Origin of the sequence: Streptomyces sp. NPDC058864 (genome assembly GCF_042742985.1) — a bacterium.
In the GTDB taxonomy this organism is placed as follows: domain Bacteria; phylum Actinomycetota; class Actinomycetes; order Streptomycetales; family Streptomycetaceae; genus Actinacidiphila.
In genome coordinates this window covers 38,320-56,227 of the sequence record NZ_JBHYMQ010000058.1, presented here as the reverse complement: position 1 = coordinate 56,227, position 17,908 = coordinate 38,320, and the positions used below count along the sequence as shown (strand labels likewise).

General features: G+C 68.5%; 17 protein-coding genes and 3 pseudogenes. 7 read left to right on the top strand and 13 right to left on the bottom strand.

The window, feature by feature from the left end:
* Window positions 1-142: 142 nt before the first annotated feature.
* From ACFW3D_RS32020 to ACFW3D_RS32005, 4 genes and pseudogenes are all read left to right on the top strand, one after another.
* Window positions 143-694: pseudogene (locus tag ACFW3D_RS32020) on the top strand (transposase); the annotation flags it as partial.
* Window positions 695-742: 48 nt separating this feature from the next.
* On the top strand, window positions 743-1,414 hold the full coding sequence (locus tag ACFW3D_RS32015; protein WP_500510146.1) for an HAD family hydrolase: 672 nt from the start codon (window positions 743-745) through the stop codon (window positions 1,412-1,414).
* A 54-nt stretch (window positions 1,415-1,468) separates the two neighbouring features.
* Window positions 1,469-2,124: pseudogene (locus tag ACFW3D_RS32010) on the top strand (HemK2/MTQ2 family protein methyltransferase).
* Complete coding sequence (locus ACFW3D_RS32005) at window positions 2,105-2,461, top strand: CDGSH iron-sulfur domain-containing protein (RefSeq protein WP_500510143.1); 357 nt, start codon at window positions 2,105-2,107, stop codon at window positions 2,459-2,461. Before ACFW3D_RS32010 ends, ACFW3D_RS32005 begins: the two are co-directional and overlap by 20 nt.
* On the opposite strand, the gene ACFW3D_RS32000 is transcribed toward ACFW3D_RS32005, so the two are convergent.
* Together ACFW3D_RS32000 and ACFW3D_RS31995 are read right to left on the bottom strand one after the other, a co-directional pair.
* A complete protein-coding gene (locus ACFW3D_RS32000; RefSeq protein ID WP_500510141.1) occupies window positions 2,364-3,257 on the bottom strand; it encodes an RNA polymerase sigma factor SigF in 894 nt (297 codons plus the stop codon). The two genes, ACFW3D_RS32005 and ACFW3D_RS32000, sit on opposite strands and share 98 nt — an antisense overlap.
* A gap of 397 nt (window positions 3,258-3,654) precedes the next feature.
* The gene (locus ACFW3D_RS31995; protein WP_500510139.1) at window positions 3,655-4,146 is read right to left on the bottom strand and encodes a DUF6328 family protein; all 492 of its coding nucleotides are present in this window, start codon (window positions 4,144-4,146) and stop codon (window positions 3,655-3,657) included.
* 263 nt (window positions 4,147-4,409) lie between these two features.
* On the opposite strand from ACFW3D_RS31995, the gene ACFW3D_RS31990 reads away from it, so the two are divergent.
* Window positions 4,410-5,015, top strand: a complete 606-nt coding sequence (locus tag ACFW3D_RS31990; RefSeq protein ID WP_500510136.1) for a flavodoxin family protein — start codon at window positions 4,410-4,412, stop codon at window positions 5,013-5,015.
* A gap of 10 nt (window positions 5,016-5,025) precedes the next feature.
* On the opposite strand, the gene ACFW3D_RS31985 is transcribed toward ACFW3D_RS31990, so the two are convergent.
* From ACFW3D_RS31985 to ACFW3D_RS31975, 3 genes are all read right to left on the bottom strand, one after another.
* Complete coding sequence (locus ACFW3D_RS31985) at window positions 5,026-6,216, bottom strand: zinc-dependent alcohol dehydrogenase (protein ID WP_500510133.1); 1,191 nt, start codon at window positions 6,214-6,216, stop codon at window positions 5,026-5,028.
* Window positions 6,217-6,641: 425 nt separating this feature from the next.
* Window positions 6,642-6,884 carry an acyl carrier protein gene (locus tag ACFW3D_RS31980; RefSeq protein WP_089228957.1) on the bottom strand — a complete coding sequence of 81 codons (243 nt, stop codon included), beginning with the start codon at window positions 6,882-6,884 and terminating at the stop codon, window positions 6,642-6,644.
* A 290-nt stretch (window positions 6,885-7,174) separates the two neighbouring features.
* A complete protein-coding gene (locus tag ACFW3D_RS31975; protein ID WP_500510130.1) occupies window positions 7,175-7,630 on the bottom strand; it encodes an HD domain-containing protein in 456 nt (151 codons plus the stop codon).
* A gap of 726 nt (window positions 7,631-8,356) precedes the next feature.
* Here ACFW3D_RS31975 and ACFW3D_RS31970 point away from each other — a divergent pair.
* Window positions 8,357-8,608: pseudogene (locus tag ACFW3D_RS31970) on the top strand (transposase); the annotation flags it as partial.
* Here ACFW3D_RS31970 and ACFW3D_RS31965 read toward each other — a convergent pair.
* From ACFW3D_RS31965 to ACFW3D_RS31950, 4 genes are all read right to left on the bottom strand, one after another.
* A complete protein-coding gene (locus tag ACFW3D_RS31965) occupies window positions 8,550-9,089 on the bottom strand; it encodes a 2'-5' RNA ligase family protein (protein ID WP_500510128.1) in 540 nt (179 codons plus the stop codon). The pseudogene ACFW3D_RS31970 and the gene ACFW3D_RS31965 sit on opposite strands and share 59 nt — an antisense overlap.
* Before the next feature lie 524 nt (window positions 9,090-9,613).
* Window positions 9,614-10,507, bottom strand: coding sequence for a hypothetical protein (locus tag ACFW3D_RS31960; RefSeq protein ID WP_500510126.1), 894 nt, complete (start codon window positions 10,505-10,507; stop codon window positions 9,614-9,616).
* 493 nt (window positions 10,508-11,000) lie between these two features.
* Window positions 11,001-11,747 carry a hypothetical protein gene (locus ACFW3D_RS31955; protein WP_500510124.1) on the bottom strand — a complete coding sequence of 249 codons (747 nt, stop codon included), beginning with the start codon at window positions 11,745-11,747 and terminating at the stop codon, window positions 11,001-11,003.
* 95 nt (window positions 11,748-11,842) lie between these two features.
* Window positions 11,843-12,229, bottom strand: a complete 387-nt coding sequence (locus ACFW3D_RS31950; RefSeq protein ID WP_500510121.1) for a hypothetical protein — start codon at window positions 12,227-12,229, stop codon at window positions 11,843-11,845.
* 616 nt (window positions 12,230-12,845) lie between these two features.
* On the opposite strand from ACFW3D_RS31950, the gene ACFW3D_RS31945 reads away from it, so the two are divergent.
* Window positions 12,846-13,481, top strand: coding sequence for a hypothetical protein (locus ACFW3D_RS31945; protein ID WP_500510119.1), 636 nt, complete (start codon window positions 12,846-12,848; stop codon window positions 13,479-13,481).
* A 414-nt stretch (window positions 13,482-13,895) separates the two neighbouring features.
* Here ACFW3D_RS31945 and ACFW3D_RS31940 read toward each other — a convergent pair whose 3' ends face one another.
* The 4 genes from ACFW3D_RS31940 to ACFW3D_RS31925 all read right to left on the bottom strand — a co-directional run bounded on the left by ACFW3D_RS31940 (window position 13,896) and on the right by ACFW3D_RS31925 (window position 17,905).
* Window positions 13,896-14,306, bottom strand: coding sequence for a hypothetical protein (locus ACFW3D_RS31940; RefSeq protein WP_500510117.1), 411 nt, complete (start codon window positions 14,304-14,306; stop codon window positions 13,896-13,898).
* A gap of 369 nt (window positions 14,307-14,675) precedes the next feature.
* Complete coding sequence (locus ACFW3D_RS31935; protein WP_500510154.1) at window positions 14,676-14,870, bottom strand: hypothetical protein; 195 nt, start codon at window positions 14,868-14,870, stop codon at window positions 14,676-14,678.
* A gap of 582 nt (window positions 14,871-15,452) precedes the next feature.
* Window positions 15,453-16,559, bottom strand: coding sequence for a Gfo/Idh/MocA family protein (locus ACFW3D_RS31930; protein ID WP_500510115.1), 1,107 nt, complete (start codon window positions 16,557-16,559; stop codon window positions 15,453-15,455).
* Window positions 16,560-16,705: 146 nt separating this feature from the next.
* Window positions 16,706-17,905, bottom strand: a complete 1,200-nt coding sequence (locus tag ACFW3D_RS31925; protein ID WP_500510113.1) for a cysteine desulfurase-like protein — start codon at window positions 17,903-17,905, stop codon at window positions 16,706-16,708.
* Between the last annotated feature and the right edge of the window lie 3 nt (window positions 17,906-17,908).

Below are 17,908 nucleotides of genomic sequence, written 5' to 3'. Positions count from 1 at the left end.
GAACTGCTGCAGCATTACCTCACACGGTCACAGGGTCCCGCTGCCTCGACCAGCGCGTCACCAGCGCAACACAGCACAGACCGTGCACATCCACCCGGTATGACGCCGCGTCATCGCTTCACGAAAATCTTGACTGAGCCTCTCGATGACGCCGCCCACCCGCCGCACCTGGTCCCGCAAAGGCCACACGCCCGTCATCCGCGTCCGCGGACGCTCCCAGCGCCGGTTCTCCGTCGCCGCGCTGGCCTGCTACAAACCAGGAGAACGCTCCCGCCTGATCTACCGGCCCAAACGGCACGAGGACCACAAACGCGGCGGCCGGCGCAGCTTCACCTGGACCGACTACCGCGACCTGCTGATCACAGCACACCAGAAGCTCGGCGGCCCGATCGTCCTCATCTGGGACAACCTCAACGTGCACAAGGACGCCCGGATGCGCGCCTTCATCGACAGCCAGGACTGGCTCACCGCCCACTACCTGCCGCCCTACGCACCCGACCTGAACCCGGTCGAGGGCATCTGGTCACTGCTGCGACGCAGCTGCCGGGCCAACACCGCTTTCGCCGACCCCGAGCACCTCATCCGCGCACTCCGCCGCGGCCTCCGAAAGATCCAGTACCGCAGTGACCTCATCGACGGATGCCTCACCGAAACCGGACTCACCCCAACGACACCACGCCTACAAGCTCAGTAGCCGCCTTGACTGAACCACTCCGGTAGCCGAGCGGAAGGAGCGGCCATCATGAGGGACGAGGTCGAGCGCGCCGCGCTCTTCGACATGGACGGCACCCTCGTCGACACCAACTACCTCCACGCGGTCACGTGGTGGGAGGCGTTCCGGCAGGCCGGACACACAGTGTCGATGGCGGACATCCACCGCTGCATCGGTATGGGTTCCGACCATCTCCTGGAGCGCCTGTTGGGCAAGGAGCGCGATCGCAGCGAGGCTGCACCGATCAGCGATGCCCACAAGGCCCTGTACGGCGCCTACGGTCCCGCTCTCGCCCCTCTGGACGGTGCCGCCGACCTGCTGCGCGCGGTGGCGTCCTGTGGCTTCCGGGTTGTCTTGGCCACCTCGGCCGACGGCAAGGAGCTCGCCGTGATGCGGGCCGCCCTCGACGCCGACGACGTCATCGCGGACGCCACCAGCAAGGACGACGTCTCCGCGAGCAAACCGGCGCCCGACCTGGTCGCTCAGGCGCTGGAACGGGCGGGCGTGCCTGCGGACCGGGCGGTCTTGCTGGGAGACACGGTGTGGGACATCGAGGCCGCCGGGAAGGCGGGGGTGCCCTGCGTGGCGCTTCTCTCCGGTGGTATCAGCCGTAGCGAACTGGAGGAGGCGGGCGCCGCCGCCGTGCACCGCGATCCCCGCGACATGCTGGCTTCCCTCGACAGCAGTCCCATGTGGCGATAGTTCGCTCGCGACGTGCCGCCCGTTTGATCGCGGACACGCGGGTAGCCACACGATATGTGGTTTTTGTGCCCCCCGGGGGTGTACAGCCCGCACGTCGACACCTGCCTGCTCGAGGACGCGATGCAGCGGGAACCTCTCGCCGCCGCCGATGTCCTCGATCTTGGGACGGGAAGCGGCGCGCTGGCGCTCGCCGCCGCCGAACGCGGCGCGGCGCAGGTGACTGCCGTGGACGCTTCCGTGAGCGCGGTGTGCACCACGTGGTTCAACGCCCGCCTCAACGGATTGCGGGTCAGGGTGCTGCGCGGCGATCTCACCGGGCCCGTGGCAGGTCGTCGCTTCGACCTGATCGTGGCCAATCCGCCATACGTGCCGTCTCCGCGAGCAGATCTCCCGGCCGGGGGGCGGGCCCGGGCGTGGGATGCGGGGTCCGACGGCCGCGCTCTGCTCGACCGGGTCTGTGCGGACGCGCCGCCGCTGCTCACCCCGGGAGGAGTCCTGCTCCTGGTCCACTCGGCCATCTGCGGTGTCGAGCGCACCCTGAGCGGGCTCCGTCATGCCGGACTGCGGGCCGCGGTCGTCGAGCGCCGGTACATCCCGTTCGGTCCCCTGTGCTGCGTGACCGGGCGGCGTGGCTGGAGGCACGGGGACTGATTGCTCCGGGGGAGGAGAAGGAGGAACTGGTGGTGATCCGTGCCGAACGTGAACGATGAACTGTCGCCGACGCGCGTGACGCTCACCCGTGACGGTCCCATCCTGATCGACGGCCCCGTCGAGGTGGTCCTGGACGATGGCCGGGTGATGCGTTCGGATCGCGTCGTCGTGGCCGTCTGCGCCTGCCGCCGCAGCCGCACGTACCCGTGGTGCGACACCAGCCATCGTCGGCGCACCCGGACTGCCCCAGGCACCACGGATTGGGTGCCGGAGCGGCGGCCGCCAGGCTCACGGCCGGTCAGGGCCGCACGCCCTCCGCTCGCTCCGCGTCGTCGAGCCGGCTCCGCAGACGGGCCAGGACCCGGGCCAACAGGCGGGACACGTGCATCTGGCTGACCCCGAGAACGGCGCCTATCTGGGCCTGCGTCAGCTCCTGACCGAATCGCATCTCCAGCAGGCGCCGGTCCCGTTCGCTGAGCACGGCGATCAGTGGCCGGAGGGCGACCAGGTTCTCCACCGACTCCAAGGCGGGGTCCACGGCGCCGAAGCAGTCAGCGTAGGTGCCGTTCTCCTCGTCGTCGGGGTCGAGGGCGAGGTCCAGGGATCCCGCCGTGTAGCTGTTGGAGGCGACGATGGCCTGACGGACCTCTCGCGCGTCTACCCCCAGGTGCGCCGCGAGCTCAGCGGCTGTCGGGCCCCGGCCGAGGGACTGCGTCAGCGTATCGACAGCCTTGGCCAGCTCTATCCGCAACTCCTGCAGACGACGCGGCACATGAACGGCCCAGCTCGTATCGCGGAAATACCGCCTGATCTCGCCGAGGATGCAGGGGATGGCGAAGGTGGTGAACTCCACTCCCCGAATGAGATCAAAGCGGTCGATGGCTTTGATCAACCCGATCGTCCCGACCTGGACGATGTCTTCCATCTCCTCCCCGCGGCTGCTGAACCTAGAGGCAACAAAGCGCACCAACGACAGGTTGAGCTCGATCAGTGTGTTTCTGACGTACTGGTACTCGCGAGTCCCTTCCTCCAGCCCGCCCAGCCTGGCGAAGAACTCTTTCGACAACTTCTTGGCGTTTCTTGGAGCCACCCTCGTCGCGTCGTCCAGAGTTGGAAGGCCATCCTCCCAGCGGCGCGGGGCTTGCGCTACGGCTCGCGGGGCCGTTCGGGTCCTCCGGACGAATGTCGCCATGTGCCCCGCCCTCCCTGCCGGTCTGCCCAACGGACGCCTTCCGGCTACCCCGGGGCGCCTGCCCCAAGCCGGCGCCCGCGGTCAACGGCGATTGTCGGCCGCGCTTCGCCTGGGCACATCCGTTGCGGCTGGCTTTGATGGCAGGCCCGCGCCAGGGGGCCCGAAGGTGAGCAGCCCGCGGGTGCCCAGTTCCCGCACGACGAGGAGCAGCACGTTGCTGAAGTCAAGGTCGTGTCCCCATGCCACCTGCGGGACTGGGGCGATTTCTACGGGGGACACGTCCCGTGGTCGCGGGACGCGCGGAGTCGGCCGATCGGATTCCTTATCGCACTCTCGCGATATCGGCACCGAGCAGTTTGTCTTGATACGGCAACCGGGTGGTGCGGCCCGAAACCGATCAGTCCTGGGTGAAGCGGGATCGGGCCCACAGGGGCAGTACGAACCAGCACAGCAGGCACCAGGCGAGGACCAGCGTCACCAGGTAGGGCACGAACGGGTCGTGGCTGGCCACTCGCAGGACCAGCAGCAGGGCGGAGGTCATGGTGGCGAGCAGCAGGACGAGCCCAGCGAAGGTGAGGCGCGAGGCCCAATGCACGGTCTCGGGTTTGATGCGGCGGCCGGCGACGATGCGGTGGAAGGAGACCGGACCGACCAGTGCCCCGGTGGCTGAGGCGCCCAGCACGACCGTGAGGATGTAGATGATCTGGTCGGTCTGCTCGAGTTGCGGGTAGCGCGGGGTGAAGACCACGGTCAGCAGGAAACCGAAGAGGATCTGGACGCCCGTCTGGGCGACCCGCACCTCCTGGAGGAGTTCGCCCCACTGACGGTCGGCGCGCTCTTCCCGGGTCTCGTCACGGCCCTCCCGGCGACCGTCGCCGTCCGCAGGCATGCCGTCCTCCCGTCGATCCGTGGTCCGGTTCCCCCTCGTGTACCCCGACGGAGTGCACGCCTCCCCGCTTGCGGCCGACAGGCGCCGGAACAGCGGTGTGCTTCCACCAGGCCACGGTGGGCAGCCGAACCCTTGCTGGCGAACCGCAGCCGGCCAGCTGGTAGGCCGCGCGGGCGGTTCGGTGCACGGCCGGCACTGACCGGGAGAGTGAGTCGTCCGCCTTCGCGGGGATGCCCAGCCGCATCGGAGGTAGGTAGAGTCGCATGAAAGCGCTCGTCATCAACTGCACGCTCAAGCGGTCTCCGCAGCCGTCCAACGCCTACGCCTTGGCGAAGGTGGTGGCGGACCAGCTCGCGGCGTACGGCGTGGACATCGAGTGCGTGCGTGCGGTGGATCTCGACATCAAGCCCGGCGTGACCAGCGATGAGGGCGCCGGAGACGCGTGGCCCGGGATTCACGAGAAGTTGCTGTCCTCGGAGATCCTCATCGTTGCCTCCCCCACGTGGCTGGGCAGGCCCTCGTCGGTCGCCCAGCGCGTGCTGGAGCGTATGGACGCCCTGATGTCCGAGACGGACGGCAGTGGCCGCCCGGTCGTTTACAACCGGGTGGCCGGGGTGGTGGTGACGGGCAACGAGGACGGCGCACACCACGTCATCAGCGAGCTCTCGGGGGCGTTGGCCGACCTGGGGTACACCATCCCGGGCCAGGCCTGGACGTACTGGCACCTCGACCCGGGGGCCGGCCCCGACTACCTCGACGACGAGCGTGGCCACGACTGGTCCCACAAGACGGGTCGCGCCATGGCCGCGAACCTGTACGGCGTGGCCCGGGCCCTGGCGGCCACACCGCTCGACGCGCCGCCAGGGTGATCGCCGGGCGTCACGGAATCATGAGGACCTTGATGGCGCCGTCGGCCTTCTTCTGGAACATGTCGTAAGCCTGGGGTGCCTGCTCCAGGGGGACGTGGTGCGTGGCGAAGCTGTCCACGCCGAGGGGGTCCTCGTCGGTCAGGAGCGGGAGGATCTCGTCGCTCCAGCGCCGGACGTTCGCCTGGCCCATGCGTAGCTGGATCTGCTTGTCGAACAGGGTCAGCATGGGCATCGGGTCGGTCATGCCGCCGTACACGCCGCTCACCGAGATCGTGCCGCCGCGGCGGACCATCTCGATGGCCAGGTGCAGGGCCCCGAGGCGGTCGACGCCGGCGGTCTGCATGAGCTTGGCGGCCCAGGCGCGGGGGAGCAGGCCGGCGGACTGCTGGACCAGCTTGCCGATGGTGCTGCCGTGGGCCTCGGTCCCCACGGCGTCGATGACGGCGTCCGGGCCGCGGCCGTCGGTGGCGTCCCGGACGGCCTTCACGAGATCGTCCTGGTCCTCGTACTCGTCCAGGCTGAACACGTGGGCGCCGTCACGGCGCGCCCGGGTCAGCCGCTCCGCTACATGGTCGACGCCGATGACCTTGCCCGCGCCCAGGTGGCGGGCGACGCGGCAGCACATGTCGCCGATCGGCCCCAGACCCAGGACGGCCAGGCTGCCGCCCTGCGGGACTTCGGCGTACTTCACCGCCTGCCAGGCCGTGGGCAGGACGTCGGACAGGTAGACGTACCGGTCGTCGGGCGGCCCGTCCGGAACCTTGATCGGGCCGACCTGCGCCTGCGGCACGCGCAGGTACTCGGCCTGCGCGCCGGGGACACGCCCGTAGAGCTTGGTGTAGCCGAAGAGCTCCGCGCCGCTTCGGTACTCGGTGACCTGGGTCGTCTCGCACTGCGTCGGCAGCCCCTCGCGGCACATGTAGCAGGTACCGCAGGCGATCTGGAACGGCACCACGACCCGGTCCCCGGGCGCGAGGTTGTCCACTTCCGCGCCGACCTCCTCAACGATGCCCATGGGCTCGTGGCCGAGGATGTCGCCGGGCGTCATGAACGGAGCGAGGACCTCGTACAGGTGCAGGTCCGAGCCGCACAGGCCGGTGGACGTCATGCGCACCACCGCGTCGGTCGGCTCCTCGATCCGGGGGTCGGGCACGGTGTCGACCCGTACGTCGTGCTTGCCGTGCCACACGGTCGCCCGCATGATCGATCACTTCCTCGCGGTTGTCCTTCGCCGCAGGACCATCGGGTACCCGCGGATATGCCGATGAACCGCTGGTGCGCGTCGCATTCAAATCCATAACCGACCCAAACGGACGCCTCTTGGATGGGGCCAGGACTGCTGGTGGGGCTGGGGGTCGTGAGTGGCTGGCCTGGACGGTCAGCCTCGGCATCTCCACTCTCCGTGGTTACCAACTCGGCGTGCGGTCTCTGCGGCCAGCGGATGTGAAGCCCCGCCGTGGCGGCGAGGACAACCATCTCTTCGAGCGACGCGAGCACCGGGAGGCGCCACAGCTCGAGGGCCGTCGCTGGTGCCGACCGTCGGTTGCTCCTCCCGGGATGTGGCGGAGGGATCGGCCCCCACAACATCGTGGCGGCCGATCCCGGAACCTGTCCTGACCTGTTCGATCAGGAGGCGGCTGGCCCGATGTCGCCCTTCTCTGCCAGTTCCGTGAGGAAATCGTGACAGCGTGCAGCACGCTCGGAGTCCTCGCGCATCACGTCTTGGAAGAAGTCCGCGATCTCGGTCTCTCCGGCGTTCTTGGCGTCCCGGACGTACTGTCCGTAGTCGTGTCCGGCCTTCAGTGAGTGGTACTGGACCGACACCAGGTCGTACGCGACGTCCTTGAATCCTGTCTCACCTGTCGCCATGGTTCTCCTCCGTTGTCGTGAGGACGTCCCACACGCCTGCCCATGCAACAACGGGACAAACAGCCCAGAAGGTCGTCAGCCAGCTGACATGCTGGGCGGCAACCAGAGGCTCGGCGGCCTTGCAGAACTCCGCTTCCAGGGTCTCCAGGGGCCTGCCGCAACTGGGCCTGGACGGCGTCGCTACCGGGTTGCTCGAAGCCCGCCCGAAGGAGCGTGACCACCCACTCAGCTGTACGGCATGATCGAACGGTTCGCGCCGGAGGCGGCGGAGTGAGGCGCCCTCGTTGGAGTTATACGTCGCCCGCTGCCAGGCCGAGCAGCCGCCTCAGTCTCGCGTACTTCTCTTTGAGCTCGCGCCGAGTGGGTTCCTCGAGCAGGGCGAGCCGGTCAGGGTCAGCGTTATGCGCCAGGTCGGCTTCCTTGATGAGGCGAGCGCCCGGCACGGCGAGGATCCGCCGCACATATGACTCGTCGCTTTCCCCCGGTCGCTTGGTCATGGCGTCGACCAAGTCCTTCACATACTGGGGAAGCTCCGCGGAGACAAGCCACTCGCTTGAGAGCTTCTCATCTTCGATCGTGTCATGCAGCCAAGCGGCGGCAATCTGCTCCTCGGAGCCGCCCCGCTCCCTCACTCCATCAACCACGGCATGGACGTGCTCCACATAGGGCCGTCCCGACTTGTCCAGTTGGTGCGCGTGGGCTGCGCGGGCGATCCCCTCGATTTGCGCGAGCGTAAGGTTCGCCATACATACAACTCTACGAGCACCGGGCGAGGGGTGCCCGAAGGAGAACTGCCCCGTCCGATCTCCCGCACAATGAGCGCGTGGACTTGAAACGCGTCGAGGGACCGGGGCGGACTGCACCGCGGCGAGGGGACTGCACCGCTGGCGGCGTAGCGTGGAAGGTGTCCGTCCGGCTGGTTGTGTGAGTGAACCACGAGGCGCGGGGCCCAGCCAAGCCGGGACCGACCGATGTCACGCTCGCCGGCGCCGATTCAGCAACCCATGTCCGGCTGCACTTCGAGGTCACCGGCCAAAACTGACCCGAACCGAGTCGGACTGAGCTGAACCAGTCAAAGCCGCCGGTGGACGGGGCCGTGATCACGGCCCCGCCCACCGGCGCTTTTCCGTACTGCCCCGCGGGCGCGGGCGCGGCGCACGGGCAACGCGGGCACGGGCCGGCGGCCCGGGCCGCGTCCAGCGGCCACAAGGAGGCCCACAGCCCCTTCTCGGCGCCGTCCCGGCAGCGCCGGGCAAGCCCCCCGACTGGACGGCCACGGCCCTGGACGGCCCCAGGACGGCCCACCGTATGACCGCGCCGTCAGGGCATTCCGGGACCTTCCGGGGTCGGCTGGGCGGAGTGGCGGGTACGGGCGGCGGCCCAGGTGGTCCCGCGGGCCACCGTCAGGACTGCGGGTAGGCCGAAGTCGACGACGGCGATGCCGGGCAGGGCCGCGATATGCTCTGCGGTGCCAGATCCGCGCAACCGATCTGCCCCATCTGCACTCCTTCGCCCGGAATCTGGCGCGAGACCGGGACGCGGTGATCACCGCACTCACGCTTCCATACAGCAACAGCCCCACCGAGAGCATCAACACGAAACCCAAGCGGATCGCACGCTCGAAGCGGTGCGCGTTGCAGCGGACCAGACAGGCTCACGGCCCGTTCATTCAAGGAGCGCGAACGACGCTCGCTCCTGCCACCTCGCGCCGTCATGCACGATGAGATCAACGGACGCAACATGCGACGTAAAGGGAAGTCTGCCGAGCAGGTCGGCCTCGATTTCATCCAGAACTGCATCGTCCTGACCGTCAGCAACGGTCAGATGGGGCAGGATCTCGGTGAACTGGCCTCCATAGGGAGGGGTTTCGGGCCAACGGTCAGCGATCGCCTCAGTGAGCCGCCGCAACTGCGTGTCCGGCTCAGGAGCGAGATACAGGACTCCCGGAAACCGCCCACAGCTCCCAAACCACAGGTCAAAGGCATGGTGACTGCCGAACATGTCAGACAGAGCCGAGCAGACACGCGCATCTATCCGGCTCTCGTCGAGGAACGGAAAAAGCACCGTGACGTGCGCCGGCACTCCCGCCCGCGCTGAGGGATCGAACTGCTCACGCCATGCACGTACGGCCCGCTCCGCATCCGGGATCCTGACGATCAGTCCCGTCCGGCCCGCCCGAAACCCGCTCGTGCTGTCATCTGCCACGACACAGCATCCTGCCACCTCACAGGCCAACAGCAGCACCCATCACGCGCCCGTGATCACGACCGATCCACCGCACAGGACCAACGGGTCAAGCCGACGGCGCCGGAGTCCCACCGCCGTCAGTTCCCATGCAGACATCCCGACAACCTCGTACCTGTCTTCGGTACCGCCATACCCAAAGCAGGGAGAGGTCCGTGTCTGGCACGGGGCCACGGTCCGCGTTCTGAGGGGAGCCCGCCGCCTTGCTCCGGCCAGAGACTGGGCCGACGGGCTCCCGCACCACGGACCTGACCTGCCGTGCCGCCGTCGAGGAACGATGGCCCCGTGCCAGCCAGCCGTGGGCTGGTGGCTCGCTGGTGGTCTGGCACAAGGATTTGTTACCGGTGTGGGAGGTTCGCGACCCAGGTGAAGGCGACGTTCCTGGAAGGTGCCGGCTTCCTCGCCGTGACTGCCCCACCGGGGAAACCTGATCCATCGCGCAGCGAGCGGGGGCCGGGGTAGCGGGCCCCCGCTGACAGGTCCGATCAGAACTTGTTGTTGCCCAGGACGTCGCCGCCCGAACTGTAGACGGTTACCAAGCCGTTCTTGCTGGACTTGCCCCGGCTTTCCTGCCAGTCGGCGAAGGCGGAGGCGATGAGCTTGGCCTTCGGCATGTTCGAGAAGTCGCCCGAGAAGTCCGTGTAGACATCGGCGGTGTCAAGGACGTTGTTGATGTCGTCGCCGCCTTGGATCTTCGTAACGTGCTTTGCCATGGCAGCCTCGTTCACGCTGCCGTGCTCGGCGACATAGTCCCTGAAGCGGTCGACCGTGGTCCGGCGCTTGGGCGCGACCGGATTCTTCGGAGCACCCTTGCCGGTCGGACCGCAGAAGGTGGCCTTGACGGCAGAGACGATCTGAGCGACCTGCTTCTTGCTCAGAGTGGAGACAGTGCCACCCTCGAACCGGTCCTCGGCGTTGGAGGCGACTTTGTCGTTGCTCTGGCCGTTGAGGATGTCGAGGCACACGTTCCGCGACCGCGAGACAGCGCGGTCTTCCTTGGCTGCCAGGCCGGGCTCGATGTTGTACAAGGTGGCGATCAGAGCTTTCGCCTGAGCGGTGTTCGGCTTCGGAACCGAGGGGACAGAAGGCGCCTCAGGGGACTTCGGCACGGCGGCCTTGGAGGTCGGCTTCACGGCGGCGGGCTTGTCCGGCTTCGCCGAAGAGGTGTCCTCACTGTTGTTGGACGCAATGGCCCCGAGGATCACGAAGCCGGCGATGCCTCCGGCTATCCACTTACCCTTACCGCCCTTCTTCGGGGCGGGAGGGACCGGGGGCTGCACGCCCCAACCGGGCTGCTGCCCCGGCACCTGCTGCGGACCCCAAGCGGGCTGCTGCCCCGGGACCTGCTGCTGAGGGCCCCAAGCGGGAGTGTTGCTCATTCTGTGTCTCTCTCCTGTGTGTGGTGATAGCGATGGACAGGTCTGGTATTCGCTGCATCGGGGCAACCTGGGCGGCGGGCCCCTGAGCGTTCCGCGAAGGCGCTCCCCCGGCTCGGCCGGGTGAGGGTCGGTCCGTCGGTCCGGCGAGCGGTGTGGCAGCCAAACGCCCTTTGTCCGACGGGTGCAGGGGCGTGGGCGTCGCATGTTCGCGGCTGGTCCCGCTGTGCCGTGACGGTCTCTGTGTCCACCGGCCGGTGGGGAAATCTGCGCCTCCAGGTCTGCAGCTCAGCTCCACCCGCGGCATACCAGCCGCCCGGGGTGAGCGAGCAGATCGAAGCGGCGAGACCGTCCCCTGCGGGGGTGGGAAGCGGGCCGGCGGTAGCAGCCAGTGGCTTAGCTGGTCGGACCGCTCCCTATGGGTGTTCGCGTGGGGCAGCCTTCATTGCCCGTGGGGGGCGGCACTTTTCAAAGACGCGGCAGGACCGTAGCGGCGCTAGCGCAGTGGCACTTCCCATGGACCTGGGTTGCCGGCCTCGTCGCCGTTGATCGGGCACCCGTCGGCCCAGGAGCCGCGGCCAGCGGGATCCTGGCCTTCTGTTGACCATCCCGCGTGGGTGAACTTCGACAGATCGGCGTCCCAGCCGGTCGAGACGCGGACATGCAGGGGAAGCCGGACAGAGACCGTGCGTCCATGAACGGCGAGTCGGGCATGCACGGTTCCGCCGACGACAGTGGCCGGACCGTTCACGAACACCGTCCACTCCCCGTTCAGGTACTCCATGCTCACCGAAGGCTCGTCCACGCTGCCGATACCGTCGCCCAGCCATGTCCAGTAGGTGGCGTTCGGTATCTCCGAATCGCGGTCGGGGGCATCACCGGCGAGTGTGTAGCTGATCGTCACACCTGTGCTGTCCCGCACCACGCTTGCCTTCTTGATCTGCAGATACGCCGGGCGCGGCACTTTCGGCTCCGTGACGGTGCGGCCACCCGAGGCAAGGGTCAGATTCCGGGCTTTGCCCGTGCAAGTGGCGGATTTCGTCCGCGTCTTCGGGAGGGCAGTCGTCGCTGTGGGGCTCGCCGCCAAAGAGGGCGCGGCGTGAGGCGGCGCTGACTCAGCGGTTGCCGGTTCTTCGCTTGCGGCTACACCGATGGCCATCGCACCGGCGCTCACACAGATCGCGGCAAACAATGTGGTCAGGCGACGTAGACGCGGCCTGGACAGGAAGGTCGGGGCGACCACGAGAGCTCCAGAAGAACGAACAGATCAGGGCACCAAGCCGCTGAATCATTGAACGCACGCCGGAGAGGCGTGCGCGTGGGGCCTGTTGAGGAGGTTCACTCAGCCAGGAGCGCACTGTCCGATGAAGACTGTCCGTCCTTCGCGACGAAGGCGGTTGCCTCGCCGTTGCCGCGTTCACCGTTTGGGCGACCGGGCACGAACAAGCCGACGGCACCGGAAGCGAGCGAGAACAGGAGCGCCACCAGGGCCGTTCCCCAGCCCTTCGTCAGGACAACGACGGGCGCCGCAAGGGCCAGCGCCGCGAGAACCGCCGTCGCCCACGTCTCACGCTGCCTCGACGGGGCGAAGGAACGCGCTTCCCCCCATGCCCACACGATCCCGTAGGCCAGAGCGGGAACCACAGCGGCGTATCCGAGGAACCACGTCCATCGCCAGTCGGCGACAGCCCACGTCACTGCAGTCCACAGCAGCCAGCAGACCACAGCCACAGCGCAAAGGCCGGCACAGCCTGCTGCCGCCCCCGCCGTGTCACTGCCCCGGGCGCCAGATCCAGCCATTTTTCCTCTTGTTCAAGACAACGTTGCCACTCCCGGTGGCGATGTGCACGAAGTATATGCATGCGGTGAAGGCCTGTGAAGGGATGGTGATCATGCAGTTGCTGGACGGCGACGATCCGCAAAACGTGACGTCACCACCTGTCTCGGGACGCCGGCCTTCGCCATCGGCAAGGAGGGCATGAGCTTCTGGGACCGCCCATCAGCGGCAGAATCACTTCGCCCCGGCTGGCATCCATGCCTGCCAGGCCGCGTTCGCGACCACCACTCGGTCAGTCATCCGCCTGTCCGCTGGTGACCGACAGCGAAGGGGTGGGCGAAATGCGCGGGCTTCGACGACGGGGTGACGGTTAGGTTGTCGCAGTGCACCCCATCCGGTTCGAGGCCGTCCCGCGCCACAGCATCCACGTCTTCCACTACCTCCCGGGCGACGAGGTGGCTGTGTCCAGGCACTGGCCAGGGCTGTTCGGAGAATGGCCGGAGGGAAAGACACCGTTCTACGAGTGGGCGGTGAACAACAACATGGAAGGAAGTCGCCGTCTACGTGGGTCTGGTCTGGCGCCTCACAGCCGGGCTGGCCCGCCACGCGATTCCGGCGTACTACCGCGACGACGCCGCACGGACGCTGGGACGTGAGCCGATGCTGGTGGACTGGGAGTACGACGTCGACGCCGAACAACTTGCCGCCCAGTCACGGGACAACGGCTTCGTTCCCGGGCGCTCCGCGCTCGCGATCCGCCCCCGGCCCTCCGCGTGGGAGGTGGAGAACGCCCGTCGCGCGGGCCTGTTCCCGCTGGCGACCCCGCGGGACCTGGTGTCCGCGCTGCACGCCGTGATCTTCGACGCCTCCTCGGAGATCAGCGTGTTCGCCGTTCCCCCAGGCGCCGCACGCCTCGAGCGCCTCACCGCGGCGTTGCGGGGCCCGGTACGTCCGGCACTGGGCGACGTCCTCGAAGACGACGGGATCTTCCTCGACCTCGCGATCGGTTCCGATCTGGGCAACTACGACTCGGTGATCGTCGCATCGTGTACGGATCTGCTGAGTTCGCTGGCCGAACTTGCTGCGGACTGCGGGCAGCGTGTCGAGTCATACGAGCAGCGGCTGGATGAACTGCGCGGTGTCTCTGATTTCCTGCGGGCCATGCCCGATCTCGCGGGTGTGGATCTGGACGCTTCCTGAGCACGACGGTCTCGCGGCGGCGGGCGCTGGGCCGTCCGCCCCGCCGCAGGAGCTGACCCTCCCCCGTGCATTGGCCCCGAGTGTTGTCGACGCGGATGGTATATCCGATCGACGAGGCACGGTCAGGGCGGACTCCCTGGCACGAGGCCACCACTCGATCGAGTGGCATCCACGCTCTGCGCGAGCGCGGATGCCGGACCTGCCTGCGCCCCGGCACCGCACGGTGCCGGGGCGCAGGTTCCGCCTTCGCAGGCAGCGGCGAGCCGGTGGGCCGGCTGCCTTGAGGATCAAGGGGTGCTGTCGGCACAAGGACGCGCCCCGTTGGCCATGGGGAAGGTCGGCAGGCCGACTCAGGCGTGGAGGAACCCGCGCCAGGTCGTATGGCAGCAGGCTTCACACGGCGCGCTGCCGGATCTAGGGACAGGACGTGGACGACTGGTACGTGATCTTGGCGTACCCCCAGTTCTCGACCTTGACATACGCCGCCGAGGTACCGCGACGGTCGTACACCACGTCCCACGTCTTGCCCGGCACCAGCAGATGCAGCTTGTAGCACCAGCCCGCATCGATGCGGACCACATCCCAGTCCTGCCCGTCGGGTGTGTGCGTCCCGTAGCCAGACAGGCCGTACGGGTCACCCCCGACACAGCCGGTACTCCACGAGCCGGTCGTCCCCCACTCGCACGTCCAGCTCTTGAACGCGGTCGCATAGGTGGAGGTGTAGTTCCAGGACTGCGAACACCCCACGATGGTGCAGCCCCCCGCGCTCGCTTGCGGTGCCGGTGCCAGCACCACCAGCCCCAAGGTGGCCGCCAGCAACGCCACAACTCGAGCCCACCACTGTCTCTTGCGCATCAAGCCCCCACTCAAGAAGCGTCAACCGGAACCCTCCGGCCGCTGAAGTATCACCACCGCACAACAACCGCACAAGACACCGGACTTGGACAGGCCTACGCAGCATGAACTCCGGCCGGCTCCTGGCCGCCGACGCGCAAGAAGGGAAACGCTCCCAGCGCGCGACACCACCGAGGACTGGCCTGCGGGCCTTCGCTCACCCACAAGTGTTCCGCGGCGTGGACGTGGACGGGCGCCATGTCAGCGCCGAGGCCGGCGTGAACAGTGAACACTGACGCCGATGGTCGTCGACCGCCGGTCATACGCGGGCGACGCGCAATCCGCCGGACAGGACCTGGCCTAATCCCCGTCGTCGCCCGCCCCGCTCATACTCCGGCGCCGGCTCCGCTCCGAATGACGGAGCAACTCACCCGCAGCAAGCGTCACGGTCGCAACCACGCGGACCCAGCGGGGCCCGCCGCGCTCCGCCCACACCACGCATACGCACCCGCCGACGACGAACACCAGCACGCCGAGCAACACCAGAACGAACATGATCTCCATCCCCGCAAACACAGGGCCCCACCGACCCGTCATCTGGCGGACGCACCCAAGGAGCCGTCGGTTCCCGATCGCGCTCCCGGCCCCCAACGTGCCGCCCCGGCAGGGAGCCTGGTCAGGTCACGGACCGCCTGGCGCGACGGCTGCCGCCCGGTGCCAAGGTCCGCCACGGCATGCGGCATGCCTCGACTCCCGCTCGACACAGTCCAGCGATCTCGGCGTGGGACTCCTATCGCATGCTGCTCGGCAAGGGCCCTCACGCGGGAACGCACACGTGCCCTGGACCATCCAGACCACCGGACCAGCTCGTGCCGCATCAGGCAAAGCTCCCCCGGTGCGATACGCGAGACGCCGACATCCACGGGACCCTTATGCGCCGACGCCATCCTGCGTGCTGTGAAGAACGCGTTCCCCGCACACCCGAGCCGTGCGCCCGGCCGAACTACTCGTCCCCCAAGGCATCGAGAGGGCGGCCGGCCAGTGCTTCCGTGACATTGACATGCCGGAGATCGCCGAGGATGAGCCGCTCCCGCTCGCCGCGGGCGGGCACGAAGGGAGCCGGGGCGGCCGGCGGGATCAGCGGGCCGCCCACGCCTCCACGGCGGTCGTCACCGGCACCCCCGTAAGCGCCGACTCGTCGATGGCCAGCGCCAGCAGATGGTCCTGGCAGGCCTCGGCCAGCGGATACGGTTCCGGGCCGGCGTCCCGGACCCATGCGCCCGTACGGCACAGCAGGTCCACCACGGCGAGGTCGTCCTCGGACAGGCTCGCGCCCAGATATTCGTTGCGCCACACAACCCGTCCGTCGAACGAGATGTGGTGCACCTCCGCCCCTTCGAGGTTGAGGTCGGTGCCGGTACGGCGACGCACCAGCGGGGACTCCACCGGCGTGCGCGGATCGGCCATCCGCACCACCGTGTCGTCCACGATCTCGCCGAGCGAGCCGCGCACCACGATCCGGCGGGCGCGCAGCGGATTCCACCACTGGTTGTCCGTGAAGTCGTACAGGCCCGTGCGGGCCCCGCCGAAGTCCAGGAGAGCGAGAGTGGTGACGGCGTCCTTGGGCGTGAGGTCGTCCGACCAGCCGCCGGGTGACAGCGGATCGGCGAGCGGGGCGGTGAAGGCCCGGGCCGTCACCGTCACGGGCCCGCAACCGACGCCCAGCGTGTGCCGGATCAGCGACATCGCGTGATACATGTGGGTCGAGGACACCTGGACGGACGTGACCTCGCCGATCACCCCTTCTCGTACGAGGGCGATACGAGCGGCGTGGCCGGGCATCAGCGTGTACTGCTCCGCGACCTGGACGAGTCGGCCGCCCCCGGCGCGCGTCGCGGCTCCCACGGCATCCCACAACTCCCGAAGGCCGCGCACATCGGGCGCCGGCGGTGTCTCCGCGAGGACGGGCACCTCGTGCTCGACGAGTTCCCGTACGACCTGGGGCGTAACCTCCCACGGTACCGACGGGATCACGAACTCCGGTTCGCTGCGGCATAGTTCACCGACCGTCCGGGAGGCGGGCACCCCCCACTCCGCCTCCACCTGGGCGGCTCGTTCGGCCGAGCGCGTCACCACGCCGGCCACCGCCAGCCGTTCGGGCAGGGCCCTCGCCAGCCGGGCGAAGAACTCGGCCCGCCAGCCACTGCCCACGATGCCGAACCGTATGGGTGCTGCGCCGCTCACGTGTCCGCTCCTTCCCGCGTCCGGGGCGCGAGTCTAACCCGGCGACCTGTACCCCGCGCCGCCGTGACGGCTCACCTGGCCGGCGAAGTTGACGGCGCTCATGGCGCCGTCGCCGGACTGCTCGTGCACGAGTTGCACTCCGCGGTCTACTTGGCCACCTCCGCGACACCGTCGATCAGCCGCTGCACGTCCTCGGCGTCGACGTACGGGGCGAGCCCTGCACGTACAGCGCCGGTGTCGCCGAGGCCCAGCAGCCGCGATGCCTCCAGCGCGTAGAAGTTGCCCGCGGGGGCGTTCACACCGCGCCGCGCCAGCCGCTCATAGACCTCCCGGCCCGGCACTCCCTCCACGGAGAAGAACACCGTCGGCGTACGGCGTGCCGGCGCGCCGTACAGCCGCACCCCGTCGATGCCCGACAGCCCCTCCAGCAGTTGCCCCAGCAGGTTCTGCTCGTATGTCTCGACCGCTCGCATCGACTCCAGCACCCGGCTGCGCCGGTCGCCCGCGGAGGACGCCAGTGAGGCGATGTAGTCCACGGCCGCGGTGGTACCGGCGAGCATCTCGTACGGCAGGGTGCCCAGCTCGAAGCGTTCCGGCACGTCATCGCTGGAGGGCAGCAGCTTGTCCGGTCGCAATTCCTCCCACAGTCCCGGATCGGCCACCACGACACCATGGTGGGGGCCGAAGAACTTGTAGGGCGAACACGAGAAGAAGTCGGCGCCCAGGGTGGCCAGGTCGACCGGCGCGTGCGGCGTCAGGTGCACCCCGTCCACGTACAGCAGGGCTCCGACCTCGTGGACGGCCGCGGCGATCGCCGCCACGTCGGGGCGTGTGCCCAGCACGTTCGACGCCCCGGTGACCGCCACCAGCCGGGTCCGGCCGGACAGCTGTTCCCGCAGGGCGTCGACGCTCAACTCACCGCTCGCGGGATCGAACGCGGCCCACCGCACCGTCGCACCGGCGGATTCCGCGGCCTGGATCCACGGCCGGATGTTGGCATCGTGGTCCAGACGGGTGACGACCACCTCGTCACTGGCTGTCCACTGCCGTGCCAGGGCACGGGAGACGTCGTACGCCGCCTGCGTCGCCGACCGGGAGAAGACGACACCGCGCGGCTCGCAGCCAAGAAGGTCCGTCATGGCCCGCCGCGCCTCCTTGACGACGTGCTCGGCACGGCGCTCGGCAGCTGTCACCGTGCCCCGGTTGGAGATGCCCGAGCACATCACCTCAGCCATCGCCTCGGCGACCTGGCGGGGCACCTGTGAGCCACCCGGCCCGTCGAAGTGGGCCACCCTTTCCCTCAGCGCGGGGAAGTCGTCACGGATTCGCAGGACATCAAGATGCATGCA

Bases quoted from the DNA above. Each gene is read 5' to 3' on its own strand.
- ACFW3D_RS32015 (WP_500510146.1), top strand. From the start codon at position 743: ATGAGGGACGAGGTCGAGCGCGCCGCGCTCTTCGACATGGACGGCACC.
- ACFW3D_RS32000 (WP_500510141.1), bottom strand. From the start codon at position 3,257: ATGGCGACATTCGTCCGGAGGACCCGAACGGCCCCGCGAGCCGTAGCG.
- ACFW3D_RS31995 (WP_500510139.1), bottom strand. From the start codon at position 4,146: ATGCCTGCGGACGGCGACGGTCGCCGGGAGGGCCGTGACGAGACCCGG.
- ACFW3D_RS31990 (WP_500510136.1), top strand. From the start codon at position 4,410: ATGAAAGCGCTCGTCATCAACTGCACGCTCAAGCGGTCTCCGCAGCCG.
- ACFW3D_RS31985 (WP_500510133.1), bottom strand. From the start codon at position 6,216: ATGCGGGCGACCGTGTGGCACGGCAAGCACGACGTACGGGTCGACACC.
- ACFW3D_RS31980 (WP_089228957.1), bottom strand. From the start codon at position 6,884: ATGGCGACAGGTGAGACAGGATTCAAGGACGTCGCGTACGACCTGGTG.
- ACFW3D_RS31975 (WP_500510130.1), bottom strand. From the start codon at position 7,630: ATGGCGAACCTTACGCTCGCGCAAATCGAGGGGATCGCCCGCGCAGCC.
- ACFW3D_RS31960 (WP_500510126.1), bottom strand. From the start codon at position 10,507: ATGAGCAACACTCCCGCTTGGGGCCCTCAGCAGCAGGTCCCGGGGCAG.
- ACFW3D_RS31935 (WP_500510154.1), bottom strand. From the start codon at position 14,870: ATGTTCGTTCTGGTGTTGCTCGGCGTGCTGGTGTTCGTCGTCGGCGGG.
- ACFW3D_RS31925 (WP_500510113.1), bottom strand. From the start codon at position 17,905: ATGCATCTTGATGTCCTGCGAATCCGTGACGACTTCCCCGCGCTGAGG.